This window comes from Kitasatospora sp. NPDC059599, from assembly GCF_042735125.1.
GTDB lineage: Bacteria > Actinomycetota > Actinomycetes > Streptomycetales > Streptomycetaceae > Kitasatospora.
On the sequence record NZ_JBHWCL010000032.1, the window covers coordinates 29,585 to 55,199 of the forward strand.

The window sequence follows — 25,615 nt, forward strand, 5'->3', positions numbered from 1 at the left end:
CAACGAGGCGGCCCCCGGGGGACACTCCCCGGGGGCCGCTCCCGTACGTCCCGCTCAGTGCCCGCCGGCGTCGATCACCTCGACGCCGCGGATGTTCCGCTCGATCTCCTCCGCCGGCAGCGCGACCGCCAGCGCCCAGTAGTAGATCACCAGGGAGAACACCACCACGACGGCGATGTCCCACCACAGCGGCAGGTTCCCCTTCGCGCCCACGCCGAAGGTGCCCTGCCAGGAGGTGAGGCCCATGCCGACCAGGTAGACCGGCAGCCACTGCCCGGCCTTGAAGTCCATCCGAGGCGCGTTCGGCACCCCCTTCGAGACGGCGTAGGCGGAGTAGCCGCCGAGCAGCACGTACCCGATCACGATCGCCAGGCCCAGCCGCCAGAGCGTGTCCCAGCCGGACCAGTAGATGATGAGACTCGCCACCACGAAGGCGATCGGCGAGATGATCGTGCCGCCGGGCAGGTGGTACGAGCGCTCCATCCCGGGCAGCCGCTTGCGCAGTACGCCGAAGGCCAGCGGGGCGCCCGCGTACATCAGCACCACGGCCGAGGTGATGAAGCCGACCAGCCGCTGCCAGCTCGGGAAGGGCAGGAAGCAGATCACGCCGGCCACCCACGCGATGATCAGTCCCAGCCAGGGCACCGAGCGCTTGTCGGTGAACTGCAGGGCCTGCGGCGCGTAGCCGTTGCGGCTGAGGCCGTACGTCACCCGCGAGCTGGAGGTCATGTAGACCAGCCCGGTGCCGGCCGGCGAGATGATCGCGTCGATGAAGAGGATGGTGGCCAGCCAACCCAGGCCGATCAGGGTGGCGAGGCCCGCGAACGGCCCGCTGATGCCCGGGTAGGTGAGCGTGCTCCAGCCGCCGGCGAAGGTCTCCGGCGGCAGGGCTCCGATGAACACCACCTGGAGCATGACGTAGATGACCGTGCCGATCACCACCGACCCCAGGACGGCCCGGGGGATGTCCCGGCGCGGGTTGCGGCTCTCGCCGGCCCACTGGATGGCCTGTTCGAAGCCGAGCAGCGCGAAGATCACCCCGCTGGTGCTGATCGCGGTGAGCACGCCCTTGGAGCCGTCCGGCGCGAAGCCGTGTTCGGTGAAGTTGGAGCTGTGGAAGTCGGTGAACCCGAGGGCGAAGATGGTCAGGATCGGGACGGCGACCTTCCAGACGGTGGCCACGCTGTTGGTGTGCGCGAGGAGCCGGACGCCGAGGAAGTTGATCGCGACGAAGACACCCATCAGCGCGGCCGCGACCACGAACCCGGTGCCGGTGAGCGTCAGGTCCTTGTTCAGCAGGCCGTCCGCCCAGGACCAGTGCTGGGCGTAGTTGATCATCGCCTGCACCTCGATCGGCGCGATCGTCGCCGCCTGCAGCCAGGTGAACCAGCCGAAGGACATCCCCGCGAACCCGCCGAAGGCGTAGTGCGGGTACCGCGCCGTCCCGCCCGCCACCGGGAACAGCCCGCCCAGCTCGGCGTGCACCAGCGCCAGCAGGATGATCGCCACCGCGCCGATCCCCCAGGACAGCAACGCCGCGGGCCCCGCCGCCACCGCCGCCTTCTGCGCACCGAACAGCCACCCGGAGCCGATGATCGCGCCGACCGAGGCCCACAGCAGCCCGGCGACCCCGACCTCGCGCTTGAGCCCGGTGTGCCCCGAGGCAACCGGCCCCGTGTTCGTATCGGAATGAGCCATGCCCGGCCGCCTCTCACATCAGGGGAAATCAACCCCGACAGTGCCGCAGCACCCCGAACTCCCCCGCACCAAAACGCGCTCCGACCCGCCCCTGTCAGCCAGACGGCGGAAGCGGCCGCCGTCGGCGCGGCGGCTCCCGGGAGTCGACCGTCCACGGCACGCGTGCAGGCAGGTCGGTCCACCCGGCACCCGGCGCTTCCGACCGACGTCTCCCGGGATCGTTCCCGCAGCGTTCACCTGCCGGGCACCGGGAACTCACCACCGGCAGGCAGGCTCCAGGATCAGGTGAAGTTGGCTATACAACTTCACCCCGAGATGTCGCCGAAGAGGAGAGTCGGACATGACCGAGCCACCGCCGTACTGGCTGCGCGACAACTGCCCGTGCGCCGAGTGCCGGGATCCGCGCAACGGGCAGAAGCTGTTCCGGATCGACGACCTGCCGGAGGACCTGGCGATCGCGGCGAGCACCGAGTCGGACGGGCGCCTGGAGGTGCTCTGGTCGGACGGGCACCGCTCCCGCTACCCGCTGGCGTGGCTCGACGAGGCGGACCACGGCGACGGCCGCACCGAACAGGGCAAGCGGCTCTGGGCGGCCGCGGACTTCGCCCGGGGGATCCCGGAGGCGGAGTGGGAGGAGTACCTGAAGGACCCCGCCGAGCAGGCCGCGGTCCTCGCCGCCGTCCGCCGCAGCGGGTTCGCGGTGCTGCGCGGGGTGCCGACCGCGGAGCGGCAGGTGCTGCGGGTGGCCGAGAGCTTCGGGTACGTGCGGGTCACCAACTACGGGGAGCTGTTCGACGTCCGGGTCGAACCGGACCCGAACAACCTCGCCTTCACCAGCGCCGCGATCGCGCCGCACACCGACAACCCGTACCGCGACCCGGTACCGACGCTGCAGCTGCTGCACTGCCTGGAGAACTCGGCGACCGGCGGGGACTCCGGGCTGGTGGACGGCTTCGGGGCCGCGGCGCTCCTGCGCGAGGAGTCGCCGGCGGACTTCGAGACGCTGACCCGCACGCCCGTGCCCTTCGTCTTCCGCGACCGCCGCACCGAGCTGCGCGCCGACCGTCCGCTGATCGACGTCGACCCGCTCGGCCGGATCCGGGAGGTGCGGTTCAACAACCGCTCGATCGGCACCCTGCGCGGGAGCGACGCGCAGGTGGGCGCCTTCTACACCGCCTACCGCCGGTTCGCCGCGATCACCCTGCGCCCCGAGCTGCAGCTCACCTTCCGCCTGGGCCCCGGTGACTGCCTGGTCTTCGACAACACCCGCCTCCTGCACGCCCGGACGGCCTTCCGGCAGGACGGCCACCGGCACCTCCAGGGCTGCTACGCCGACCTGGACTCGCTGGCGAGCACCCTCGCCGTGCTGCACGGCCGCGCCGCCGCCCTGGACGCGGTCGCCGGGCTGTTCGCGGGCGAGGGCGCCGCGGAGTACCTGGGCGAGGAGGTCACCATGGCCGAGCACATGCTGCAGGCCGCCGCTGCCGCCGAGGCCGCCGGCGCGCCGGACCACCTGGTCGCCGCCGCCCTGCTGCACGACGTCGGCCACTTCTCCGATGAGCACGGCCGGGGCGCCCTGCACGGACGGGACCTGATGCAGGGGAACGACAACCGGCACAGCGACACCGGCGCCGACCGGCTGGCCCGCTGGTTCGGCCCGGAGGTCACCGAGCCGGTCCGGCTGCACGTCGCCGCCAAGCGCTACCTGTGCGCGGTCGAGCCCGGGTACCGGGACCGGCTCTCCGCGGCCTCCGAGTACACGCTGACCGTCCAGGGCGGCCCGATGTCCGACGCCGAGGCCGCCGCCTTCGCCGAACTCCCCGGCGCGGTCGACGCGGTGGCCGTCCGGCGCTGGGACGAGCAGGCGAAGGTGGCCGGCGCGCCGGTCCCCGGATTCGACCACTACCGGCCGCTGCTCGCCGCCCTCATGCGCTAGCGCACGGGGACGCGCGAGAGCACCCGCACGCGCGGGGGGAGGCTCAGTCCATCTCCCGCGCGTGCCGCGAGAGCGCCGAGGTGGCCAGCGAGTTGTGCACGCTGAAGGCCACCGTGCCGGGCAGGTAGCGGTCCTGGGACCACTCCACCGGGGTGCCCGTCGGGTCGGTGGTGCGCCGCCGCTCGCGCAGCAGCGGGCCGCCCCGGCGACAGCCGAGCAGCCGGGCGTCCTCCGCGTTGGCGGCGACGATGTCGATGGTGTGGTCGGCGTCGGTGAACAGGATGCCGTGCTCGCGCAGCACCTCGGTGTGCGAGACCACGTCCGGCGGCAGCTCGGCGACGATCTCGCCGACCCGCGGCGGGTAGACGGTGCGCTCGACCATCACGGGCGTGCCGGAGAGCGTCCGAAGCCGGACCGTCACGTACACCTCGGCGCCCGGTTCCAGGCGCAGTTGCTCGCGCTCGGCGGCGTCGGCCGGGCGGCGCACCAGCGAGTCCAGGATGCCGCCGGGTTCCTCGCCCATCGAGTACGCCCAGTGCGTGAAGCTGAGCAGTTCGGAGAAGCTCTGCACGCGGGCGCCGCCGAGCACGACCCGGCGGGTGCCGCGGCGGGAGGTGACCAGCCCGTCGGAGCGCAGCACGGCGAGCGCCTGACGGACGGTGCCGCGGGAGACGCCGTACTGCTCGGCCAGCGCGCCCTCGGCGGGCAGCCGGCCGGCCTCGCCGTACGCGCCGGTGGTGATGGCCTCGCGGAGGTCGGCGGCCACCTTCCGGTACAGCGCGCCGGAGCCTCGCTCCTCGGCCGCCGCCGGGCGGTCCACGGCGGCCGGGCGCCCCTGGGCCTCGGGGCGCTGGGGCTCAGTTGCCACGTCAGTCAATGTCCCTCCTGGGGCGGTGTCCTGCGCAGCGGTGACGGCGCGGACTGCCCGACCATATCCCGCTGCGTCTTCGAAGCATCGCACCGAACGGATCACGCTCCGATGGCCGGATTCCACCGTTCCCGCAGCCGACCCCGGTTCTGGGCCGTCCGTTCACCTTCCCGTCACCGGGCTCCGGCGTACTTACCCCCGTCAGCGAAGTTGGCTAGTCAACTCGGACGGTTCCGAACAGCACCGAAGCGTGGACGACTCCGGACCGCCACTCGCCAGATCCCCCGATCGAGACGCCCACTCGCAGTTCCCCCTTCTCAGGAGACTGACCCGTGTCCGTGCACCGCGCCCGTACCGCCGCCTTCGCGGCCGTCCTGACCGCCGCCGCGCTCTCCCTCACCGCCTGCGGTTCCGCCGGCTCCTCCGCGAAGTCCGGCGACGCCGCGGGTGGCAAGAACGCCAAGACCGCCACCTCGGTCGCCGACTTCGGCGGCATGGACGGCCTGGTCGCCGCCGCCAAGAAGGAGGGCAAGCTGCACGTCATCACGCTGCCGCGCGACTGGGCGAACTACGGCAAGCTGATGGACGACTTCAAGGCCAAGTACGGCATCGAGATCGAGGACGAGAACCCGGACGGCTCCAGCCAGGACGAGATCAACGCGGTCACCTCCCGCAAGGGCCAGGACCGCGCCCCCGACGTCGTCGACCTCGGTGGCGCGTTCGCCACCTCCGGTGCCAAGCAGGGCCTGTTCGCCCCGTACAAGGTCGTCGACTTCGCCAAGATCCCGGACACGATGAAGGACGCCGACGGGCTGCGCTACAACGACTACGGCGGCTACATCTCGATCGCCTGCGACGCCAAGAAGGTCTCGGCCTGCCCGAAGACCTTCGCCGACCTGCTGAAGCCCGAGTACAAGGGCATGGTCGCGCTCAACGGCAACCCGACCAAGGCGAACGCCGCGTACAGCGCCGTCATGGCCGCCTCCCTGGCCAACAACGGTTCGCTGGACAACATCCAGCCCGGCATCGACTTCTTCGGCAAGCTGAAGCAGGCCGGCAACTTCAACCCGGTCGAGGTCACCCCGGCGACCATCGAGAAGGGCGAGACCCCGATCAGCATCGACTGGTCCTACCTGAACGCCGGCTACGCCGAGAAGTTCAAGGACAAGGGCATCGACTGGCAGGTCAGCATCCCGTCCGACGGCATCTACGCCAACTTCTACAACCAGGCCATCAACAAGGAAGCGCCGCACCCGGCCGCCGCCCGCCTGTGGGAGGAGTACCTCTACAGCGCGGAGGGCCAGAACGGCTTCCTGGGCGGCTACGCCACCCCGGCCCTGTTCGACGCCATGAAGACCGCCGGCACCCTGGACGCGGCCGCCGCCGCCAAGCTGCCGGCCGTCGAGAAGCCCTTCACCACCTTCCCGACCGACGACCAGACCACGGCGGCCAAGAAGGTCGTGACCGAGAACTGGGCCAAGGCGATCTCGGGCTGATCTGACTCATGACTACGGCTCCCACCCCGGTGCCGGCCAGCGCCTCCGCCGCCCAGAGCGGCGGGGGCGCCCCCGGCCCCGCAACCCCCGCCACGGCCTCGGCCCTCGCCGCCAAGGCCCCCCGCCCCGGCAAGCGCCGGGCCAGCGGCGGCCGCGCCTGGCTCGCCGCCCTCCCCCTGCTGCTGTTCTTCCTGATCGGCTTCGGCCTGCCCGCCGTCGCGATCGCCATCGGCGCGTTCACCACCTCCTCGGACGCGCCCGACGGCGGCGGCACCTTCACCACCGACAACCTCACCGGTTCCCTCCAGGGCGCCTACTGGACGGCCCTGTGGGGCAGCGTGAAGCTCTCGCTGCTGACCGCGCTGATCGCCACCCTGGTCGGCCTGCCGCTGGCCCAGGCCGTGGCGACCTCCCGGTTCCGGGTGTTCCGCGAGGCCGTGATGTCGGCCTCCGGCGTGCTCGCCAACTTCGGCGGCGTACCGCTCGCGTTCATGTTCGTCGCGACCCTCGGCAACTCCGGCGAGGTCACCAAGAAGCTCGGCCTGACCGCGCACGGCTGGAGCCTCTACACCTTCTCCGGCCTCTCGGTGGTCTACCTCTACTTCCTGGTCCCGCTGATGGTCATCACCATCACCCCGGCCCTGGAGGGCCTGCGCGTCCAGTGGCGCGAGGCCGCCTACAACAACGGCGCCACCTCGCTGCAGTACTGGCGGCACGTCGCGCTGCCGGTCCTGCTGCCCTCACTGCTCGGCGGCTTCGTGCTGCTGTTCGGCGCCTCCTTCGCCGCGTACGCCACCGCCGAGGCCATGGTGGGCAGTTCGGTGCCGCTGATCTCGATGCAGATCGGCGACGCGCTGTCCGGCAACGTCCTGGTCGGCCAGGGCAACCTCGCCCTCGCCCTCGGCCTCGACATGATCGTGGTCGCCTGCCTGGTGATGGCCGTCTACCTGCCCCTTCAGCGCCGGAGTGCCAAGTGGCTCGCCTGATCGATCGCATCCGTTTCGGCCGCGGCCTGGTCCTGCTGCTCTGCGGCGTCTACTTCGCCGTGCCGATGGCCGCCTCGCTGTGGTTCAGCGTCGACGACAACAAGGGCGGCACCACCTTCCGCGCCTACACCGAGCTGCTGAACGCCCCCGGCTTCACCGACAGCCTGGTGCTCAGCCTCGAACTGGCCGGCGTCACCGTCGCGGTGCTGCTGCTCCTGCTCGTCCCGGCGATGCTCGCCGCCCGGCTCGGCGCGCCCAGGCTGCGCCCGGTGATCGAGGTGATGTGCTCGATGCCGCTGGTCGTCCCCGTCGTCGCGCTCACCACCGGCATCATCGGCGTGCTGCGCTGGGGCCCGGACTACCTGCAGGACACCCCGCTCTTCCAGACCATCGTGGCGATCCAGGACCCGGCCTTCCCGATCGTCCTGGTCATCGCGTACGTGCTGATGGCGCTCCCCTTCGCCTACCGGGCGATCGACGCCGGACTGCGCGGCGTGGACGTCGTCACCCTGGTCGAGGCCGCCCGCAACTGCGGCGCGGGCTGGCTGCGCGCGGTGTTCACCGTCGTCCTGCCGAACCTGCGCAGCGCGCTGCTGAACGCGGCCGTACTCACCGTCGCCCTGGTGCTCGGCGAGTTCACCACCGCCTCCATCCTCGGCTTCGCCCCCTTCTCGGTGTGGATCAACTCCAACGGCAAGAGCGACGGCCAGATGTCCGTCGCGGTCTCGATGCTCAGCCTGCTGATCGTCTGGCTCGTCCTGCTGCTGATGTCCGCCGTCGGCCGCGGCCGCAAGACCGCGCGCTCCTGAGCGCACCGCCCGTACGGTCCTGAACCACCCCACGCTTTCCAGGAGTCACCAGCCATGACCACGGCCCCCGCCCCCGTCACCGGCGTCGCGCTCGCCCCCGGCAGCGCCACCGTCGAGTTCCGCTCGCTGCGCCGCTCGTTCGGCGCCACCACCGCCCTCGACGGCCTGGACCTCACCGTCCACCCGGGCGAACTGCTCGCCCTGCTCGGCCCGTCCGGCTGCGGCAAGACCACCGCGCTGCGCATCCTGGCCGGCTTCGAGCAGCACGACTCGGGCGAGGTCCTGGTCGACGGCCAGGACATCACCGCGATCCCCGCGCACAAGCGCGACGCCGGCATGGTGTTCCAGTCGTACAGCCTCTTCCCGCACCTGACCGCGCTGGACAACGTCGCCTTCGGGCTGCGGATGCGCGGCACCGGCAAGGCCGACCGCCGCAAGCGCGCCCTGGAACTGCTGGAGCTGGTCGGCCTGCCGCACCGCGCCGAGCACTACCCGCACCAGATGTCCGGCGGCCAGCAGCAGCGCATCGCGCTCGCCCGCGCCCTCGCCCTGCAGCCGCGCGTGCTGCTGCTCGACGAACCGCTGTCGGCGCTGGACGCCAAGGTCCGGCTGCAGCTGCGCGAGGAGATCCGGCGCCTGCAGCAGGAGCTGGGCATCACCACCCTGTTCGTCACCCACGACCAGGAGGAGGCGCTGTCGATGGCCGACCGGGTCGCGGTGCTGCGCGCGGGCCGGCTGGAACAGTGCGCCACCCCGTCCGAGCTGTACGGCCGGCCCGCCACCGCCTTCGTCGCCGAGTTCGTCGGCACCATGAGCCGCATCCCGTGCACCCGCACCCCGGACGGCGTCGAGGTGCTCGGCCGCCGCCACGCCGTGGACGGCGTGATCCCGGCCGACGGCGAACTCCACGTGCTGGTCCGCCCGGAGAACGTCTCGCTGGCGCCGGCCGAGAACGGCCCCGCCCTGGTGGTCTCCGCGTCCTTCCTGGGCGCCGTCACCCGGCTCACCGTCCGCCTCGACGACGGCACCGAGGTCAAGGCCGACCTGCCCACCGAGGCCACCGCCGCGCTGCCGGCCGGCTCGCGCGCCGAGCTCACCCTGCCGGAGCGCCCCGTGCTGGTGGACCGCCGCCCGGCCTGAGAGCCTTGCACGTCCCTGCTCCGACCCTGAGAACCGCCGAAGGTACCGCCATGCCTGAATCCGTACAGCCCGAATCCGTCCCGTCCGAGTCCGGACAGCCCGAGTCCGGACAGCCCGGGACCGCCCTGCCCGCCGCCGTCCTCTTCGACATGGACGGCACCCTGGTCGACACCGAGCAGCTGTGGTGGCAGACCGCCGCCGAGATCGCCGAGGAACTCCACCACCCGCTCACCGACCGGGACGCCCCCGAGGTGCTCGGCCAGGCCGTCGAGCACACCGCCGCCCACCTCCACCGGGTCAGCGGCACCAGCCTCAGCGAGGCCGAACTCGCCGCCCGGCTCGGCGAGTCCTTCGCCGGCAAGGTCGCCGCCGAGACGGTGCCCCGCCCCGGCGCGCTCGCCCTGCTGGCCTCGCTGCGCGACGCCCGGGTGCCCACCGCACTGGTCTCCGCCTCCCCGCGCCGGGTGGTCGACCTCGTGCTGTCCGCCATCGGCCGGGACTGGTTCGCCGTCACCCTCGCCGCCGAGGACACCCCGCGCACCAAGCCCGCCCCCGACCCGTACCTCGCCGCCGCCGAGCTCCTCGGCCTCGACCCGGCGCTCTGCGTCGCCGTCGAGGACACCCCGACCGGGGTCGCCTCCGCCGCCGGGGCCGGCTGCGCCGTGCTCGCCGTGCCGTCCACCGCGACGCCGATGCCGGACGGGGAGCGGATCACCCTGCTCGCCAGCCTGGAGCAGGCCGACCTCGCGCTGCTCGGGAAGCTCACCGCCGCTCCGGCGGTTTGATCCCGACATGCCCTACGTCCTGCTCGCCCTCGCCATCCTGAGCGAGGTCTGCGCCACCAGCTGCCTCAAACTCACCGAGGGGTTCACCCGCCTCTGGCCCAGCATCGGGGTCGGCATCGGCTACGCGCTCTCGTTCTACCTGCTCGGCCGCGCGCTCAAGCACATACCGGTCTCGGTCGCCTACGCGGTCTGGTCGGGGGCCGGCACCGCGGCGGTCGCCGGGATAGGCGTGGTCGCCTTCGGGGAGTCGCTCGGGCGGCTGCAGTGGCTGGGGCTCGCACTGGTGATCGTCGGAGTGGTCGTACTCAACCTCAAGGGCAGCCACTGACCACACCGGCCTGACGAACCGTCAGTTCATGCAACAGCTGCTCAACTCACCTGCCCGGAACGGGACGTCGGACTGGCCGACTTCCCGCTCCGGGCCGTTCGCTACGGTGTCCCCCATGACGGACCCCCGGCCCCACCACTACCGCTTCGTCCACCGCGAGCTCGCCCGCCAGGTCCTGGAGTTCGGCCCGCGCGTGGCCACCCCGGCACCGGACGGCGGCAGCCTGCTGCCCGTCGTCACCCGGATCTGGGACGACCTCGGCCGGACCCTCCCGCCCGAGGAGCGACTGCCCGCCCACGGCCTCGACTGCCGCCACCTGTCGGTCGACGGCCACCCCATGCTGCTGGTCACCCTCCCGACCCCGGTCGGCGCCACCGAGGCCCACTTCGCCGCCGCCGTCCACCCCCGGGGCAGCAGGACCGTCCGCTACGTCACCCTGGAACACGCCTTCAGCCCCTTCGACGGCAGCCCCGGCACCGTCCTCGGCGAGTGGACCGCCGAGAGCCACCTCAACCACGGCCAGGGCCCCTCCCCCGTCCCCGAACTCTTCGCCGCCTCGGTCGCCGGCCTCGTCACCCCGAAGAAGCGCGGCCCCTGGCGCCGCTGACGCCACCACTCACCCCACGACAGGGTCAGGAAACACCCGGAGCCTCCGAGCGGATCACGCCGCACGGAGCGACCCGGAGACGCTGCCGACATACGAGCAGATCCGCGTGATGCCCCCCGACGGCAGCAGCCCGGAGCCGCCTACGAGCGCGCCACCCGGGCCCGCAGGTAGTTGCGCCGGCCGAAGTTGGGCTCGTCGACCGCCGTCAGTTCCTCCACCTGGAAGCGGTACAGCGCGGCCGCGCCGCCGCCGGTGAGGAACTGCCGCCGGACGTCCTCGTCCTGCGCGAAGGTCGGGTAGCGCCCCTGGTACGCGGCCAGCGCCGCCTCGGCCTGCCGGCCCCAGGCTTCGCCCGCGCTGCCGGTCAGTTGCAGGCCGCGCAGTTGTTCGCCGAAGACCGGCGGCGGCAGGAAGACGGTGGCGGCGGCCCGGGCCTCCTCGGCGAGGTGGTGGCTGTGCCGGGTGGAGCGCTCGCTGACGAAGTAGAGGACGAGGTCGTCGTCGTACGCGAAGAAGGCCAGGTTGGCGTGCGGTCCGTGCTCGTGGCCGGCGGTGGCGAGGGTGAGCACCATGGCTTCCGCGAGCAGGCCCTCGACGCCCTTGTGCAGCAGGTCGCCCGGCCAGTCCCCCTGCGTGATGTCGAGTCTGTACGGCATTCGGCACTCCCCTCCGCTGGCACGCCCGGCGCCCTCGCGCCCCGAGCACGACTGAGCCGGGCGGGCGCCTCCTGCGGAGGCCCCACGCCCGGCTCACATGCTCTACCCGACACCCCGGCCGAACAAGGGTTGCGGAACGGGTGGCGCCGACGGCGCCGGTGTCGGTGTCAGCGCTGCTGCGCCTCGTAGCCCGCGTACCCGCGGCTGACCAGCGGCGGTTCGCCCGGCCCGAGCAGCGGCCGCAGCGCGCCGGTCCGCATCCGGTCGACCAGTGGCCCGCAGCGCCCGGCGACCGGCGCGAGCAGCACCGCGGCCAGCAGGCCGACGAGCGCGCCGACGGCCACGTCGTGCGGGTAGTGCACGCCGACCCAGACGCGGGAGGCGGCCATCAGCGCGGCGAAGAGGACGGCCACCAGGCCGAGCCGCCGGTTGACGAACCAGAGCGAGACCGCGGCGGCGAAGGCGATCACCGAGTGGTTGCTCGGGAAGGACCAGTCGCCGGTGCCCGGGCAGGTCTCCAGGGAGACGCTGCCGGGGATCTGCGCGCAGGGCCGGACCTCTTCGACGAGGCCCTTGAACACGGAGTTGAGGCCGTACGCGACGACCACGATCACCGGTGAGGCCAGCACCTTGGCCATCACTGCGGAGTCGGCGCCGCGGGCCCGCCACCACGCCCAGAGCATGAAGACCGCGAACAGCCCGAGGCCGATCGCCGACCACACCTTGATCAGCTCGTCCAGCCAGTGCGGGGCCGACTGCGCCCACCCGTTGACCCGGGTGTAGAGGCTGCCGTCGATGCCGCTGCCGTCGTAGACGGCCAGGGCCCGGGAAGGCATCACGCGTCACCTCCGTGACGTGGCGCCTTACGGGCGCGAAACAGTTCGAGAACAATGGGGAGCACGGAGACAACTACTACCAGACCGATGACGGGCAGCAGATATCGGTCGATCCCGGGTACGGACGATCCGAGCGCGTACCCGGCGAGCACCACGCCGACGGTCCAGAGCGCACCGCCGGCGACCTGCCAGAGGGTGAACGAGCGGACCGGCACCTCCAGCACGCCGCACAGCGGATTCAGCACCGTTCGGACCACGGGGATGAAGCGGGCGAGCACGATCGCCTTGCCGTGGCCGTACTTCGCGAGCAGTTCCTCGGCCCGTTCGGCGCCCTCGAGCAGGCTCTTCCGCTTGGTGCGGCGCAGCAGTGCCCGGCCCCCGCGGCGTCCGATCAGGTAGCCGACCTGGGCTCCGGCCAGGGCTCCGACCAGGGCGGCGGGGATCACCTGCCACAGTTCCAGCTGCGGCCCGCGGGTCGCGCCGGGCACGCAGAGCAGTCCGGCGGTGAACAGCAGCGAGTCGCCGGGCAGGAAGAAGCCCACGAGCAGGCCGGTCTCGGCGAACAGCACCGCGGCGATGCCGAGCGCGCCGAACGCGGCGAGCAGTGAGGATGCGTCCAGCGGGTTCACGGCGAGGTGAACGGCCGGATCGACGGGGAACTGGAGCAAGGCTGGCGGACCTCCCGTACGTTGGAGGGCGGTTCCCGACGGGGCCCGCCCGGACCGGCCGGTGCACGGTGGTCCCCCGGGGCCGGCTGTTCACGGCAGGACCGCCCAGACCGTCTACAGTAACGTAGACGGTCTACATGACTGTAGACGATAACTGGAGGAACCGCCGCCATGTCCGACGTACCGCCCGCCCGCCGGCCCGCCGGGGAGCTGGAGGCCGAGGTGCTGGCCGCCCTCTGGTCGGCCCGGCAGCCGATGACGCCGCAGGACGTCCAGACGGCGCTCGGCGGGGACCTCGCCCGCACCACCATCGCGACGATCCTGGCCCGGCTGCACGACAAGGGGACGGTCGAGCGCACCCGGGCCGGCCGCGCCTACGCCTACACGCCGACCGTCCAGGACACCGCCGGGCTGGCCGCCCGCCGGATGCACACCGAACTGGGCCGCGAGGCCGACCGCTCCACCGTGCTGGCCCGCTTCGTCTCGGACCTCTCCGCCGAGGACGAGCAGCTGCTGCGCGCACTGCTCGGCGACGGCACCGGAGCCCCCGGCGCCCCGGCGGACGGCCCGGGAACCGTCGGCGACGGCCACCCGCAGTCGGGCGCCCGGGGAGCGGCCGGCCGATGATGCTCGCCGTCTGGGCCCCGCTGCTGCTGCCCTTCCTGGCCGCGCCGCTGGCCCGCCGCCTCGCCGAGGCGCTGTCGCCGCGGGCCGCCGCCTGGATGCTGGCCGGCAGTGCCGCCGTCCTGGCCGGCGGCACCCTCTGCTCGCTCGGCCTCCTCGCCGCCGCCGGCCTGCTCCAGCTGCCGCCGGTCGCCGCCCTCGGCCACCTCTCGCTGCGCTGGCTCACCGCGGCCGCGCCGGACGCCCCGCTCGCCGCGGCCGCGGCCGCCCTGGCGCTGGTGGCGCTCACCGCGCTGGCGGTGCGCACGGCCCGTCGCCGCCGGCTGGAGCTGCGCACGGCCCGGGCCGCCCTCCCGCCCGGTGACCAGCATCCGGACATGCGCCCCCTGCACGTCACCATGCGCCGGGCGCGCACCCCGGAGTGCTCCGCCGCCCCGCCCCGGTCCGCCAGGGCCGCGCTCCCCGCCCTCCTGCGGCCCGTCGGCGCCGCGCTCGGGGCCCTCCTGCGCCCCGCCGAACCCCCGCTCGCCGTCCTGGACGACGAGCGTGCCGACGCCTTCGCCCTGCCGGGCCGCCTGCCCCGCCCCGGCCGCCCGGGCGAGCCCGGGCGGATCGTGGTCACCTCCGGCATGCTGCGCGCCCTCAGCGGGCCGGAGCGCTCCGCGCTGCTCGCCCACGAGCGGGCCCACCTGGCCGCCCGCCACCACGTCTTCCTCGCGTTCGCCGAGCACGCCGCCCACGTCCACCCGGCACTGCGCGCACTGCGCACGCCCCTCGGGTACCACCTGGAGCGGTGGGCCGACGAGGTGGCGGCCGCCCGGGTCGGCGACCGCACCGTGACCGCGCGCGCCGTCGGCCGGGCCGCCCTCGCCGCGAGCCGTTCGCCCCGGCCGGACCGGCCCCGGCTGGCCCCCGCCGCCCACTCCGGGCCGGTCCCGCGCCGGGTGGCCGCACTGCTCCAGCCCCGCCCGGCCACCACCCCCGGCACCCGGCTGCGGGCCGTCGCCCTGGCGCTGGCCGTCTGCCTGGCGCTGAGCACCGGCGCCACCCTGGAGGCCACCGCCGACCTGCACCACACCGTCGAGGCCGCCCAGCAGGGCGCGGGAGCGCAGCACTGAGGCCCTCCGCACCCGGGCCGCCCCCATCCGTACCGTCCGGTATGCCGAGTTGGCAGACCCCGTCCCCACGGACCCGGCTCACCCGTACGCTTTCGTCAGCGCGTCGGCCCCGGCGCGACCTCGAACGGCGGCGAGGAGCGGACCGAGTGCGGCAGACCGGACGGCAGTCCCGACGACCAGAGCGCCGCACCCCGCCCACCGCGACGGAGCTGGCCAAGGTCCACGAGCGCACGCTCGCCGACGCCGCCGCCCGGGAGCTGGGCGGGCCCGCCGTCCCCGAGGAGGGCGGCGCCCCCGGCCTGCTCCAGCCGCGCCCCGAGATCGGCGACTCCTGGGCCCGGCTGCGCCGGCTCGGCCTCGACCCGGACACCGGCGCCGCGACCGCCCTGCTCGGCCCGGGCGAAATCGAACAACGCCGTCGCACCAGCGGGCTTGACGCAGTCATGCCAATACTGCGCCAGACCCTGCTGGAACCCACCGACGCGCTCCCGCTGATCCTCGCCATCGCCGACTCCGAGGGCCACGTGCTCTGGCAGGAGGGCGAGCGCGGACTGCGCCGCAGCGCCGACCGGATCGGTTTCATCCCGGGCGCCCGCTGGATCGAGGAGAGCGTCGGCACCAACGGCATCGCCGTCGCCCTGCGCGCCAGACGCCCGATGCACGTCCACTCCGCCGAGCACTACCTGCGCAGCCACCACTCCTGGACCTGCGTGGCCGCCCCCGTGCACGACCCCGGCACCGGACAACTGGTCGGCGCCGTCAACCTCAGCGGCCCCGCGCACAGCATCCGCCCGTACCTGCTCCAGCTGACCGCCACCGCCGCCCGGCTCGCCGAGACCGAGCTGCGCGCCCACCGCCTGGAGGCCCTGCACCAGCTGCGCACCCTGGCCGCCCCGCTGCTCGCCCGGGTCGGCGGCCCGGCCCTGGTGGTGGACGCGGCCGGCTGGACCGCCGCCGCGGCCGGACTGCCGCCGCCCAACCGGCTGCGGGTGCCCAGCGAGGGCTGGGCACCCGCAGCCGTGCACTGGGTGCCCGGCCTCGGCGAGTGCGTCCTGGAACCGCTCGCCGACGGCTGGCTGGTGCGCCCGGTCCGGCCGCCCACGGAGGACGGCTCCGGCACGGTGAGCGCCGAACAGGCCGAGGGCGCCGGGCTCCGGCTCGACCTGCGCCGGGCGGACCGCCCCGAGCTGTCCGTCCGCGGCGCGGCCGGCAGCTGGTCCCACCCGCTCAGTCCGCGCCACGCCGAACTGCTGCTCCTGCTCGCCACCGGACGCGAGGGCAGCACCGCCGCCCAGCTCGCCGAGGCGCTGTTCGGCGACGCGGGCCGGACGGTCACGGTCCGCGCCGAACTGTCCCGGCTGCGCCGTTACCTGGGCGGCCTGCTGGCCCACCGGCCGTACCGGATCGCCGAATCGGTGCTGGTCACCGTGGACGGGCCGGACGACCCGTACGACCTGCTGCCCGCCTCCTCGGCCCCGGCCGTCCGGAGGCTGCGGGCCGCGCTGGCGGCGGGGACGGTGCGACTGCCCGGCGCGGTGCCCGTCCCGCCGCCGCGCACGCCCGGGGAGGCCCCGCGCAGCTGCTGAGGCCCGCCGCCGGTGGCCGGCCGTCAGCCGCCCGCGAGCAGTGCGGCCAGGTCGGCGTCACTGGGGCCGCAGTCGCGCTCCCGCGCCTCGGAGACCAGCGCGTAGGTCCGGTCCAGCCAGGCCTGCACCCGGGGCTTGGGGGCCTCCAGCAGGGCACTGCCGTGGGGCGATTCGAGCGCCAGGTGCAACGTCGAGCCGTGGCACGGGCAGTACGCCGGCCACAGCTTGACGTCACCCTGACCGCTCAACGTGCGCAGGCCGTCGCGCAGCAGCTCGCGCGAGAACACCCAGTCGGCCTCGTCCGGCCGCCCCAGGTGGAACGTCAGCAGCACCTCGTACGGGTGGGCGGCGTCGAACCGGAACCGGGTGCGCACCTCGCCGACCACCTCCTCGCCCAGCGAGATCCGCAGGGTCAGCACCTCCTCCACCGCCGCCGGAGCGGCGGTGGAGCCGTCCCCATCGCCGCCCGTGGGGGTGGCGGCGAGGGGTGCACTGGAGGCTGCGGACAGCGGGTCGGGCGGCATGACGGTCTCTCCGGGACGGCGGGGGATGTCCTCAGCCTGCGCCACGGTGTGCCGGGTGGGCAAGGGTTGCAAGGGGGTTGCAATAACCCCCGTCCGGGACAACCGCCCCTTACCGCGCTTGTCGGACGGAACGTCAGCTTCCGTGCATCGAACGGATGTCCACGAAATGGATGGAAACCGTCCACGGTACGACCCCCCGCTGGTACGCTCTCCCCCTTCCCCGGCGCGGGCCCGCGGCGGAGACCGGCCCCCGGCGGCCGGAGCCGGGCCCGGCGGCAGCGCGTGGGAGAATACGGCGACGCGACGGCGACTTCGGGGAGGGAGGGGTCCGGTGGCTGTGCGCGAGGACACCGCGCTGGACGTTCGGCACGAGCCCGAGCGGCACAACCGGCACGGTCGGCCACGCCCGTTCGGCGGCCGCCTGCGACTCCCCACCCTGCGCTTCTCCGGCGCCGCGATGGCGATGTCCACCGTGGTCGGCATCAGCATCGCCACCACCCTCCTGCTCAACGAACAGCAGGGGATCGGCCGTCGGGCCGGGGTGGCCCGGGTCGGCTCGACCCCGCCGCCCACCCCGGGCGCCACCGACCAGGCCGAGGCGGCCTCCGACCGGACCCCGGCCACCACCCCGGCCTCCGGCGGGCCGTCCACCGCCCGGCAGCCGGCCCACCCGTCGACCCACCCCACCGGGGCCGCGCCGGTCGCGGCCACCCCGCCCGCCGACCACCCGACCCACCCGGGCACCCCCCTCGCGGCCCCGCCCGGTGGCCGGGGCGCGGCGGACCAGGACGCACCGCCCTCCGGCACCCAGCTCGCGGGCACCGAACCGGGCGCACCGGCTCCGGCGGGGCCCTCGCCCGCCGCCCCGACCCCGCCCACCGACCAGCCCACCGGACAGCCCACCGACCAGCCCACCGGCGGCCACTCGCCGAACCTGCCCGGCATCAAGCCCACCGCGCCCACCAGCCCCGTCCCGCCGCCCACCGGGACCGGCCCGGGCACCGGCGGGTCCCCGGACGGCCAGTCCCCGACGGACCCGGACGGCGGCACCGGCACACCCGGCCCCGGCGCGCCCGGCACCGGCACGCCCGACCCCGGCGCGCCCACGGGCACACCCGTCTCCGACCCCGGCACCCCGGACCCGGACACCGACCACGCCCTGTCCGGCGCCGCCCTGGTCGCCCCGCTGGGCCGCGACGGCCTGCGGCACGAACTCGGCCTGACGGTGACCGAGCCGGTCACCGCCCTGCAGACCGAGTTCCGGCTCGTCCCCGGCGACGCGGCGGCCGGTACCGGCACCGCCTGGACCGACCTGCCCGGAGCCGTGGTCACCGTCCTGCAGGAGCGCGGCACGCTGGTGTACCGCTTCACCACGCCGCCGGGCACCGACGTCCGGCCCGGTCACTACACCTTCGGCGTGCGCGGGGCCCGTCCGGCCGCGACCGACCCGTCCGCGGTCCGCAAGTCGGCCGGGGCGGAGAGCTGGAGCGCCTCCGCCTTCGCGCTCGACCGGCCGCGCGCGGTGGCCGCGCTCGGCGGCTTCGGCCCCACCCCGGCGACCGATCCGGTGCCGCCCGCCGCGCCCCGGGACCCCGGCGTCCCGGCGGCCCCCGCGCCCCGCTGAACACCCCGGCCGCCGGGCGGGCACGGCCGCCCTCCGGCGGTATGTCGCGACTACGTTCCGACTGTCCGACGATCCGACAGCTGACGTGCCCGGACGGGCGCATCCCCGCACCCTCGTTCGTTACTGTGGGCAGCACCCGGCCGGGCGCCCCAACGGCCCCTGACCGGGGCTGTCGTTCCGCACCCGAGGAGGAGTCCGTGTCCACCGTCCTGACCCAAGGCGGCAACGCACCGCTGACCGCCGCGCGAGTGACCGTCGAGGTCACCGCGCCCAAGGCGCTGGACGTCTCCGGCCTGCTGCTGACCGACGCCGGGAAGGTGCGCTCGGACGACGACTTCGTCTTCTTCAACGCCCCGAACGGCCCCGGCGTCAGCCACCGCCCGGCCGCCGCCGGCGCTCCCGACGCGATCACCGTCGACACCCGGGCCGTCCCGGCGGACATCACCAAGATCGTGGTCACCGCCAGCCCCGCCGACCAGGTCTCCACCTTCGCCGGGACCGAGCCCACCGCCACCGTCCGCGACGCCGACAGCGGCGAGGTCCTGGCCACCTTCACCCCGCCCCGGCTCGGCCTGGAGACCGCGCTGATCGTGGTCGAGGTCTACCTGCGCAACGGCGCCTGGAAGGTCCGCGCGGTCGGCCAGGGCTACGCCAACGGCCTCGCCGGCATCGCCACCGACTTCGGCGTCAGCGTCGAGGACACCCCGGCCCCGGCCGCCCCGGCCCGGAACGCCCCGCAGGCCCCGGCGGCGGCGCCCACCCCCGTCGCCGCCGCGCCGACCCCGGCTGACCCGACCCTCCAGCTCCCCTCCCCGCCGACCGCTCCGCCGGCGCCCCCCGCGGCCCCGCCCGCCACCACCCCGGTCGACCCGCGGATCGCCCTCGCCACCGGCTCGCACCCGATGCCCCCGGTCCCGCCCGCACCGCCCGCCGCTCCCCCGGCCCCGGCCGCGCCCGCGAAGATCACCCTGGACAAGGGCCGGGTCAGCCTGGTCAAGGGCAGCTCCGTCTCCCTGGTCAAGAACGGCCGCCCCTTCCTCTCCTCCGTCCGGATGGCACTCGGCTGGGAGCCCGCCGCCCGCGGCCGCAGCGTCGACCTGGACGCCTCCTGCCTCGCCTTCGACGCCCGCCACAAGCGGCTGGAGACGGCCTGGTTCATGAAGCTGAACATCTTCAACGGCGCCATCGCCCACTCCGGCGACAGCCTGACCGGCGGCGGCGACGGCGACGACGAACTGATCACCGTCCACCTGGAGGGCCTGCCGGCCGAGGTCCACGGGCTGGTCTTCGTCGTCAACTCCTTCTCCGGCCAGAAGTTCACGGACGTCAAGAACGCCTACTGCCGCCTGCTGGACGCCGGCACCAACGAGGAACTGGTCCGCTTCGACCTGACCCACTCCGAACCGCGCACCGGTGTGGTGATGTGCAAGCTGGTCCGCCGCCCCGGCGGCGAGTGGGAGATGACCGCGCTCGGCGAGTACGTCGACGGCAAGACCGCCCGGGCGATGATCGAGCCCTCCGCCGCGCTGCTGTAGCCCCCCAACCCCCGCCGTCACGCCGGCACCCGCGGATTCACCCTCCTGAGGGATCAAGTCGTCCACACACCGACTCGATTGACTCTCAGGGGGGTGAAACCGCACTCTCCCCCGCACCCGCTGAGGAGAGACCGTGCCCCGCCTCCTGTCCCGCCTCGCCGTCGCCGGCACCGCCGCCGTCCTCGCCGCCGGGCTGACCAGCCCCACCGCCGCGCTTGCCGCCGCCAAGCCCGCCGAACGCGCCCGGGCACTGTCCTGGGTGGCCATGGGCGACTCCTTCACCGCCGGCGTCATCGAGGCCACCGGCGCCGAGACCGAGCCCCGCGACGGCTGCGCCCGGACCGTCGAGTCCTACCCCGAGATCATCCGCCGCGACCTCGGCGCCCTGACCGACCTGCGCAACGTCAGCTGCAGCGGCGCCACCACCGAGAACGTCCGTGCCACCAAGCTCTCCCCGCTCGGCCGCCCGCTCCCGCCGCTCGGCACCGACCCGAACGCCCCCTACCCGCCCGTCCCGCCGCAGATCGACTCCGCCGGCCCGGACACCGACCTGATCACCGTGGGCGTCGGCGGCAACGACCTCGGCTTCGGCCAGATCCTCCTGGACTGCATCGAACTCGGCGCCACCCACCTCGGCCAGGGCGCCCCCTGCAAGGACAAGTACGACACCCAACTGCCCAGCCGGCTCGGCCAGTTGCGCACCGACTACGCCGCCATGCTCACCGCGCTCCAGGCGAAGGCCCCGTCCGCCCGGGTCATCACCGTCGGCTACCCGCACCTGATCCCCGAGGACACCACCCACTGCCAGTACGGCAACCTGCTGCAGTTCGCCACCGTCACCACCGGCGACCTCGCCTGGGCCCGCACCGCCATCCTGGAGCCGCTCAACGCGGTCATCGCCCGGAGCAGCACCGACCACGGCGACACCTTCGTCGACCTCTACCCCGCTTCCGCCGGCCACAGCGTCTGCGACCCCGACCACTGGGTCGACGGCATCCTGACCAGCGTCCTCCCGCTCCGGTACGGACTGGTGCACCCGAACGCCCGGGGCCAGGCCGGCGCCGCCGCCGTGGTCGAGCGCGCCATCCTCGGTGGCTGACCGGAAACCGGTGGCCAGAAGACCGGCGGCCGGAAAAACCGCTGGCCCGCCCGGTCCGCCGCAGGCCATCCTGAGCGGATGATCATCCGCGAAGCCACCCCCGAGGACTGGCCGGCCATCTGGCCGTTCTTCCACGCCATCGTCGCCGCCGGCGAGACCTTCCCCTACCCCCTCGACATGACCTCCGAGCTGGGTATGGAGTGGTGGATGCACGCGGCGCCCGACCGGACGGTGGTCGCCGTCGGCGAGGACGGCACGGTCGTCGGCACCGCCACCATGAACCGCAACCGCCCGGGCAACGGCGGTCACGTCGCCAGCGCCAGCTACATGGTCGACCCGGCCCACCACGGCAAGGGCATCGGGCGGGCCCTGGTCGAGCACACCCTCGACTGGGCCCGCCGGGCGGGCTTCCGCGCCATGCAGTTCAACGCGGTGGTCGCCAACAACCACCACGCCGTGAAGCTCTACGAGTCGCTCGGCTTCGAGGTCGTCGGCACCGTCCCCGAGGCCTTCCACCACCCGGTCGACGGCTACGTCGGCCTGCACGTCATGTACCGGCCCCTGTAAGTCGCCCACCCGGCAGGCCGGTTACTCCTCGATCGCCCCGCCGACCCGTCGCAGGTGCTGCCGGAAGCTGTACGACGGGTCCGCGGCCCGCCGCTCCAGGAACTCCTCGAACCCGGTCTGCTTTCGCAGCGTGTCCCCGGCGGCGATCCGCGCGGCCTGCGCCCGTTCGGTGACGGCGATCCCGGCGGCCGCCGCCAGCACCTCCTCGACCCGGTCGGCGGGCACGAACAGCACTCCGTCCGGGTCGGCGAGGACCACGTCCCCGGCGGTCACCGTGTGCGGCCCGACCCGCGCCGACAGCAGCGCCTCCGACTCCCGCCCGTCCAGCCGCAGCGGCCCCAGCGGCAGCGCACCGTAGCTGAAGACCGGCAGCCCGATCTCCAGCAGCTCAGGGGTGTCCCGGTGCAGCCCCCACACCACGATCCCGGCCACCCCGGCGGCCCGCGCCTCCAGCACCGCGAGGTCCCCGATGCAGGCCTCGTCCGTCCGCCCGCCGTTGTCGATCACCAGCACGTCCCCGTCCCGGGCGGCGCCGTACGCCTCCAGGAACACGTCCACGCTCCCGTAGTGCCGCACCGGCAGCGCCCGCCCGGCCACCCGCGCCCCGGCCACCACCCCGACGACCCCCGTCGGCGCCGCCCGCAGTTCCACCCCGAGCCGCACGCACGCGTCCGCCACCAACGGCGTGGACAGCCCTTCAAAACCCTTCAGCATCCCCAACTCCTTCCGATGAAAGCCCAGTTCAGCCCAGTTCACCAGAACCGAAATCCTATGCCCGGCCCTGAACTCACACCATCGAGTGAAGGTCGGCCGTGTACTGCAGAACCCGTCCCGGCGACGAACAGCGTGACGCCCATCTGAAGGAGGGGCATCACGAGTGCTGTGGCGCATGAGCAACCGATCGCGGACTCCCCGTCGCAGGCCGACATCCTGGTCTCCGGCGGCAAGGGTCTACGTCTGGTCAGCGGCGGGCTCTGTCCGAAGAACCACGTCATCCCGGACGCAACGTTCGCACCCCGAGAACTCCGCCTCTTCCGGGGCGCCCCGCCGTGGATGGAGCCCGACGGCGTCGCCATGGTGGCGGAAGTGACCTCGGCCAAACCCGACCAGGACCGCATCGCCAAGCGGCACTGCTACGCCCGTGCCGGGATCCCGCTCCACCTCCTCATCGACCGGGAGAAGTCGCAGATCAGCCTCTGCGGCAAGCCGCGACGCGACGAGTACACCGAGGTCCACCTCGCCGCCTTCGGCGAGCCCCTCGTTCTCCCCGCCCCCTTCGAGTTCGAGCTGGACACCAAGGACTTCCTCCAGGGAACGCCGAACGGCCCGCACCCCCTCCCACACAGGGGGTACGAGCCGTTGGTCGTGGCGCCGGCGGTGTCAGCCGCGGGTGGCCATGGCCCTCAGGAAGAAGGTCAGGTTGGCCGGGCGCTCGGCGAGGCGGCGCATGAAGTAGCCGTACCACTCCTGGCCGTACGGGAGGTACACGCGCATCGTGTTGCCCTCGCCGGCGAGGCGCAGCTGCTCCTCCGGGCGGATGCCGAACAGCATCTGGTACTCGAAGGAGTCCCGCTTGCGGCCGTTCCACTCGGCCAGCTGGCCGGCGATCTTGATCATGTTGGGGTCGTGCGAGGCGATCATCGGGTAGCCCTCGCCGGCCATCAGGACCTTCAGCGCGCGGACGTACGCGAGGTCGACCTCGTGCTTGCCCTGGAAGGCGACCGACTCGGGCTCCTTGTAGGCGCCCTTGCACAGGCGCACGCGCGAGCCGGGGCCGGAGAACTCGCGGCAGTCGGCCTCGGTGCGGCGCAGGTAGGCCTGGAGCACGACGCCCAGCCAGGGGAAGTCCGCCCGCAGCTCGCGCGCGATGGCGAGGGTGGAGTCGGTGGTGGTGTGGTCCTCCATGTCGAGGGTCACCGTGGTGCCCGCGTCGGCGGCGGCCTCGCAGATGCGGCGGGCGTTCTCCAGCGCGATCTTCTCGCCGTCCACCGGGAGGAACTGGCCGACGGCCGACAGCTTGACCGAGACCTCGGAGCCGGCTGCCAGGCCGGTCTCCTTGAGGGCCTTGAGGAGGTGCTCGTAGGCCTCGGCGGTGCCGGCGGCCTGGGAGGCGTCCTGGGTGTCCTCGCCGAGGTGGTCCAGGGTGACCTTGCGGCCGGTGGCGACCAGGTCGTCGCAGGCGGTGACGGCGTCGTCGAGGGCCTCGCCCGCGACGAAGCGCTCGACTATCGCGTGGGTCGGGGGGAACTTCTCGACCACGGTGCGGACCTGCGGGGACCGGGAGGCCGCGAGAAGGGCGGAACGGAGCATCGTGAACTCCTGGAGCTGATGTTTCCAAGGGTGGCAGAAGGGCCGGGGCGGCGGTACGGGGGTGGCCCGCCGCCCCGGCGGGCGACGCCCGGCTGCGGGGCCGGGCGTCGCGGGTGACCGGTGGCTACTGGAGCGGATCGGTCGGAGGGGCCGGTCAGCCCATGTGCGGGTAGCGGTAGTCCGTCGGCGGGACGAAGGTCTCCTTGACCGAGCGGGTCGAGGTCCACCGCGCCAGGTTCTGCTTGGCACCGGCCTTGTCGTTGGTGCCGGAGGCCCGGCCGCCACCGAAGGGCTGCTGGCCGACGACGGCGCCGGTCGGCTTGTCGTTGATGTAGAAGTTGCCGGCGGCGAAGCGCAGCTTGTGCATCGCGTCCTGGGCCGCCGCGCGGTCCTGGGAGATGACCGCGCCGGTCAGGCCGTACGGGGACACCGACTCCATCTGGGCCAGCATCTCCTCGTACTTCTCGTCCTCGTAGACGTACACGGCGAGGATCGGGCCGAAGTACTCGTCCTTGAAGTACTCGCTCGCCGGGTCCTGGCAGACCAGGACGGTCGGGCGGACGAAGTAGCCGACGGAGTCGTCGTAGGTGCCGCCGGCGAGGACCTCGACGGAGGAGTCGGCCTGCGCGCGGTCGATGGCGGCCTTGTTCTTGGCGAAGGCGCGCTCGTCGATGACGGCCGACATGAAGTTGGACAGGTCGGTGACGTCGCCCATGGTGAGGCCGTCGACCTCGGCCGCGAACTCGTCCTTCAGTCCGGCCCACAGCGAGGCGGGGACGTAGGCGCGGGAGAGCGCCGAGCACTTCTGGCCCTGGAACTCGAAGGCGCCGCGGGTCATGGCGGTCTTGAGGACCTTCGGGTCGGCCGACGGGTGGGCGACCAGGAAGTCCTTGCCGCCGGTCTCGCCGACGATCCGCGGGTAGGTGCGGTAGCCGGCGATGTTGGTGCCGACCTCGCGCCACAGGTGCTGGAAGGTGGCGGTGGAGCCGGTGAAGTGGATGCCGGCCAGCGCCGGGTGCTTCAGCGCGACCTCGGAGACGGCCAGGCCGTCGCCGGTCACCATGTTGATGACGCCCTTGGGCAGGCCGGCCTCCTCCAGCAGCTGCATCAGCAGGTGCGCGGAGAACTGCTGGGTCGGGGACGGCTTCCACAGCACCACGTTGCCCATCAGCGCGGGCGCGGTCGGCAGGTTGCCGGCGATCGCGGTGAAGTTGAACGGGGTGATCGCGTAGACGAAGCCCTCCAGCGGGCGGTGGTCGCTGCGGTTCCACACGCCGTCCGAGGAGATCGGCTGCTCGGCCATGATCTGGCGGGCGAAGTGCACGTTGAAGCGCAGGAAGTCGACCAGCTCGCAGGGGGTGTCGATCTCGGCCTGCTGCGCGGTCTTGGACTGGCCGAGCATGGTGGCGGCGGCCAGGGTCTCGCGCCAGGGGCCGGCCAGCAGGTCGGCGGCCTTGAGGAAGATCGCGGCGCGGGAGTCGAAGGAGAGCGCCTGCCAGGCCGGGGCAGCGGCCAGGGCAGTGTCGATGGCGTCCTGCGCGTCGGCCTGGGTGGCGTTGCGCAGGGTGCCGAGCCGAGCCGCGTGGTTGTGCGGCTGGACGACGTGGAACTCGGTGCCGCCGCCCATCCGGCGCTCACCGTTGATCGTCATGGTCAGCTGGACCGGCTCCTGGCCGCCCAGCTCCTTCAGCTTGGCCTCCAGACGGGCCCGTTCCGGGCTCCCGGGGGCGTAGCTGTGGACCGGCTCGTTCACCGGCGCGGGGACCTGGGTCACAGCGTCCATAGAGCGCACGCTCTCCTTCGTTCAATGCGGGG

The 25,615-nt window shown here is 73.6% G+C and carries 24 protein-coding genes and 1 pseudogene; 16 read left to right on the forward strand and 9 right to left on the reverse strand.

Annotated elements, in window-relative coordinates:
- Nucleotides 1-54 precede the first annotated feature (54 nt).
- Nucleotides 55-1,698: an APC family permease gene (locus ACFV04_RS14325; RefSeq protein WP_380341960.1), complete on the reverse strand. Its 1,644-nt coding sequence runs from the start codon at nt 1,696-1,698 to the stop codon at nt 55-57.
- A 340-nt stretch (nt 1,699-2,038) separates the two neighbouring features.
- On the opposite strand from ACFV04_RS14325, the gene ACFV04_RS14330 reads away from it, so the two are divergent.
- Entirely contained in the window at nt 2,039-3,634 is a 1,596-nt protein-coding gene (locus ACFV04_RS14330) for a TauD/TfdA family dioxygenase (protein ID WP_380341957.1), read from the forward strand.
- Nucleotides 3,635-3,677: 43 nt separating this feature from the next.
- Here the strand turns inward: ACFV04_RS14330 and ACFV04_RS14335 are convergent, their stop codons facing one another.
- On the reverse strand, nt 3,678-4,454 hold the full coding sequence (locus tag ACFV04_RS14335) for a GntR family transcriptional regulator (protein WP_380342165.1): 777 nt from the start codon (nt 4,452-4,454) through the stop codon (nt 3,678-3,680).
- Nucleotides 4,455-4,834: 380 nt separating this feature from the next.
- Here ACFV04_RS14335 and ACFV04_RS14340 point away from each other — a divergent pair, with 380 nt between their 5' ends.
- The 7 genes from ACFV04_RS14340 (at nt 4,835) to ACFV04_RS14370 (ending at nt 10,653) form a co-directional block, all read left to right on the forward strand.
- Nucleotides 4,835-5,998 carry an ABC transporter substrate-binding protein gene (locus ACFV04_RS14340; protein ID WP_380341955.1) on the forward strand — a complete coding sequence of 388 codons (1,164 nt, stop codon included), beginning with the start codon at nt 4,835-4,837 and terminating at the stop codon, nt 5,996-5,998.
- Between the two features lie 8 nt (nt 5,999-6,006).
- Complete coding sequence (locus ACFV04_RS14345) at nt 6,007-6,984, forward strand: ABC transporter permease (protein WP_380341953.1); 978 nt, start codon at nt 6,007-6,009, stop codon at nt 6,982-6,984.
- Nucleotides 6,984-7,793 carry an ABC transporter permease gene (locus tag ACFV04_RS14350; protein WP_380342162.1) on the forward strand — a complete coding sequence of 270 codons (810 nt, stop codon included), beginning with the start codon at nt 6,984-6,986 and terminating at the stop codon, nt 7,791-7,793. The genes ACFV04_RS14345 and ACFV04_RS14350 overlap by 1 nt, the downstream gene beginning before the upstream one ends.
- A gap of 54 nt (nt 7,794-7,847) precedes the next feature.
- Nucleotides 7,848-8,933 carry an ABC transporter ATP-binding protein gene (locus ACFV04_RS14355; RefSeq protein ID WP_380341950.1) on the forward strand — a complete coding sequence of 362 codons (1,086 nt, stop codon included), beginning with the start codon at nt 7,848-7,850 and terminating at the stop codon, nt 8,931-8,933.
- 50 nt (nt 8,934-8,983) lie between these two features.
- Nucleotides 8,984-9,718 carry an HAD family hydrolase gene (locus ACFV04_RS14360; RefSeq protein WP_380529159.1) on the forward strand — a complete coding sequence of 245 codons (735 nt, stop codon included), beginning with the start codon at nt 8,984-8,986 and terminating at the stop codon, nt 9,716-9,718.
- A gap of 7 nt (nt 9,719-9,725) precedes the next feature.
- A complete protein-coding gene (locus ACFV04_RS14365; protein ID WP_360255793.1) occupies nt 9,726-10,046 on the forward strand; it encodes a multidrug efflux SMR transporter in 321 nt (106 codons plus the stop codon).
- A 115-nt stretch (nt 10,047-10,161) separates the two neighbouring features.
- Entirely contained in the window at nt 10,162-10,653 is a 492-nt protein-coding gene (locus ACFV04_RS14370) for a hypothetical protein (protein ID WP_380529161.1), read from the forward strand.
- 140 nt (nt 10,654-10,793) lie between these two features.
- On the opposite strand, the gene ACFV04_RS14375 is transcribed toward ACFV04_RS14370, so the two are convergent.
- The 3 genes from ACFV04_RS14375 to ACFV04_RS14385 all read right to left on the reverse strand — a co-directional run bounded on the left by ACFV04_RS14375 (nt 10,794) and on the right by ACFV04_RS14385 (nt 12,813).
- The gene (locus tag ACFV04_RS14375; RefSeq protein ID WP_380529162.1) at nt 10,794-11,309 is read right to left on the reverse strand and encodes a pyridoxamine 5'-phosphate oxidase family protein; all 516 of its coding nucleotides are present in this window, start codon (nt 11,307-11,309) and stop codon (nt 10,794-10,796) included.
- A 167-nt stretch (nt 11,310-11,476) separates the two neighbouring features.
- Nucleotides 11,477-12,145: a phosphatase PAP2 family protein gene (locus ACFV04_RS14380; protein ID WP_380341938.1), complete on the reverse strand. Its 669-nt coding sequence runs from the start codon at nt 12,143-12,145 to the stop codon at nt 11,477-11,479.
- Nucleotides 12,145-12,813, reverse strand: a complete 669-nt coding sequence (locus ACFV04_RS14385; protein ID WP_380341935.1) for a DedA family protein — start codon at nt 12,811-12,813, stop codon at nt 12,145-12,147. Before ACFV04_RS14385 ends, ACFV04_RS14380 begins: the two co-directional genes overlap by 1 nt.
- Nucleotides 12,814-12,984: 171 nt before the next feature.
- Here ACFV04_RS14385 and ACFV04_RS14390 point away from each other — a divergent pair, with 171 nt between their 5' ends.
- The 3 genes from ACFV04_RS14390 to ACFV04_RS14400 all read left to right on the forward strand — a co-directional run bounded on the left by ACFV04_RS14390 (nt 12,985) and on the right by ACFV04_RS14400 (nt 16,141).
- A complete protein-coding gene (locus tag ACFV04_RS14390; RefSeq protein WP_380341933.1) occupies nt 12,985-13,440 on the forward strand; it encodes a BlaI/MecI/CopY family transcriptional regulator in 456 nt (151 codons plus the stop codon).
- Nucleotides 13,437-14,555 carry a M56 family metallopeptidase gene (locus ACFV04_RS14395; RefSeq protein ID WP_380529164.1) on the forward strand — a complete coding sequence of 373 codons (1,119 nt, stop codon included), beginning with the start codon at nt 13,437-13,439 and terminating at the stop codon, nt 14,553-14,555. The genes ACFV04_RS14390 and ACFV04_RS14395 overlap by 4 nt, the downstream gene beginning before the upstream one ends.
- 146 nt (nt 14,556-14,701) lie before the next feature.
- Entirely contained in the window at nt 14,702-16,141 is a 1,440-nt protein-coding gene (locus tag ACFV04_RS14400) for a GAF domain-containing protein (RefSeq protein ID WP_380529165.1), read from the forward strand.
- Between the two features lie 23 nt (nt 16,142-16,164).
- Here ACFV04_RS14400 and ACFV04_RS14405 read toward each other — a convergent pair whose 3' ends face one another.
- Complete coding sequence (locus ACFV04_RS14405; protein ID WP_380341924.1) at nt 16,165-16,710, reverse strand: SsgA family sporulation/cell division regulator; 546 nt, start codon at nt 16,708-16,710, stop codon at nt 16,165-16,167.
- A gap of 286 nt (nt 16,711-16,996) precedes the next feature.
- Between ACFV04_RS14405 and ACFV04_RS14410 the strand changes: the two genes are divergently transcribed.
- The 4 genes from ACFV04_RS14410 (at nt 16,997) to ACFV04_RS14425 (ending at nt 21,490) form a co-directional block, all read left to right on the forward strand.
- The gene (locus tag ACFV04_RS14410) at nt 16,997-18,289 is read left to right on the forward strand and encodes a hypothetical protein (RefSeq protein ID WP_380529167.1); all 1,293 of its coding nucleotides are present in this window, start codon (nt 16,997-16,999) and stop codon (nt 18,287-18,289) included.
- 209 nt (nt 18,290-18,498) lie between these two features.
- Nucleotides 18,499-19,824 (forward strand): TerD family protein, encoded by a 1,326-nt coding sequence (locus ACFV04_RS14415; RefSeq protein ID WP_380342159.1) that lies wholly within the window; start codon nt 18,499-18,501, stop codon nt 19,822-19,824.
- Between the two features lie 133 nt (nt 19,825-19,957).
- A complete protein-coding gene (locus ACFV04_RS14420) occupies nt 19,958-20,923 on the forward strand; it encodes an SGNH/GDSL hydrolase family protein (RefSeq protein WP_380529169.1) in 966 nt (321 codons plus the stop codon).
- 78 nt (nt 20,924-21,001) lie between these two features.
- The gene (locus ACFV04_RS14425; protein WP_380341918.1) at nt 21,002-21,490 is read left to right on the forward strand and encodes a GNAT family N-acetyltransferase; all 489 of its coding nucleotides are present in this window, start codon (nt 21,002-21,004) and stop codon (nt 21,488-21,490) included.
- 21 nt (nt 21,491-21,511) lie between these two features.
- On the opposite strand, the gene ACFV04_RS14430 is transcribed toward ACFV04_RS14425, so the two are convergent.
- Nucleotides 21,512-22,204 carry an RraA family protein gene (locus ACFV04_RS14430; RefSeq protein WP_380529171.1) on the reverse strand — a complete coding sequence of 231 codons (693 nt, stop codon included), beginning with the start codon at nt 22,202-22,204 and terminating at the stop codon, nt 21,512-21,514.
- 216 nt (nt 22,205-22,420) lie between these two features.
- Here ACFV04_RS14430 and ACFV04_RS14435 point away from each other — a divergent pair.
- Nucleotides 22,421-22,798: pseudogene (locus ACFV04_RS14435) on the forward strand (Uma2 family endonuclease); the annotation flags it as partial.
- A gap of 72 nt (nt 22,799-22,870) precedes the next feature.
- Here ACFV04_RS14435 and ACFV04_RS14440 read toward each other — a convergent pair.
- Nucleotides 22,871-23,800: a proline dehydrogenase family protein gene (locus ACFV04_RS14440; protein ID WP_380341915.1), complete on the reverse strand. Its 930-nt coding sequence runs from the start codon at nt 23,798-23,800 to the stop codon at nt 22,871-22,873.
- A 154-nt stretch (nt 23,801-23,954) separates the two neighbouring features.
- Nucleotides 23,955-25,583: an L-glutamate gamma-semialdehyde dehydrogenase gene (gene pruA / locus ACFV04_RS14445; protein ID WP_380341912.1), complete on the reverse strand. Its 1,629-nt coding sequence runs from the start codon at nt 25,581-25,583 to the stop codon at nt 23,955-23,957.
- Nucleotides 25,584-25,615 lie beyond the last annotated feature (32 nt).

Coding starts and splice junctions, on each gene's coding strand:
- ACFV04_RS14390 (WP_380341933.1), top strand. CDS start 12,985: ATGTCCGACGTACCGCCCGCCCGCCGGCCCGCCGGGGAGCTGGAGGCC.
- ACFV04_RS14370 (WP_380529161.1), top strand. CDS start 10,162: ATGACGGACCCCCGGCCCCACCACTACCGCTTCGTCCACCGCGAGCTC.
- ACFV04_RS14395 (WP_380529164.1), top strand. CDS start 13,437: ATGATGCTCGCCGTCTGGGCCCCGCTGCTGCTGCCCTTCCTGGCCGCG.
- ACFV04_RS14355 (WP_380341950.1), top strand. CDS start 7,848: ATGACCACGGCCCCCGCCCCCGTCACCGGCGTCGCGCTCGCCCCCGGC.
- ACFV04_RS14380 (WP_380341938.1), bottom strand. CDS start 12,145: ATGCCTTCCCGGGCCCTGGCCGTCTACGACGGCAGCGGCATCGACGGC.
- pruA (WP_380341912.1), bottom strand. CDS start 25,583: ATGGACGCTGTGACCCAGGTCCCCGCGCCGGTGAACGAGCCGGTCCAC.
- ACFV04_RS14325 (WP_380341960.1), bottom strand. CDS start 1,698: ATGGCTCATTCCGATACGAACACGGGGCCGGTTGCCTCGGGGCACACC.
- ACFV04_RS14360 (WP_380529159.1), top strand. CDS start 8,984: ATGCCTGAATCCGTACAGCCCGAATCCGTCCCGTCCGAGTCCGGACAG.
- ACFV04_RS14375 (WP_380529162.1), bottom strand. CDS start 11,309: ATGCCGTACAGACTCGACATCACGCAGGGGGACTGGCCGGGCGACCTG.
- ACFV04_RS14430 (WP_380529171.1), bottom strand. CDS start 22,204: ATGCTGAAGGGTTTTGAAGGGCTGTCCACGCCGTTGGTGGCGGACGCG.
- ACFV04_RS14345 (WP_380341953.1), top strand. CDS start 6,007: ATGACTACGGCTCCCACCCCGGTGCCGGCCAGCGCCTCCGCCGCCCAG.
- ACFV04_RS14330 (WP_380341957.1), top strand. CDS start 2,039: ATGACCGAGCCACCGCCGTACTGGCTGCGCGACAACTGCCCGTGCGCC.
- ACFV04_RS14440 (WP_380341915.1), bottom strand. CDS start 23,800: ATGCTCCGTTCCGCCCTTCTCGCGGCCTCCCGGTCCCCGCAGGTCCGC.
- ACFV04_RS14365 (WP_360255793.1), top strand. CDS start 9,726: ATGCCCTACGTCCTGCTCGCCCTCGCCATCCTGAGCGAGGTCTGCGCC.
- ACFV04_RS14425 (WP_380341918.1), top strand. CDS start 21,002: ATGATCATCCGCGAAGCCACCCCCGAGGACTGGCCGGCCATCTGGCCG.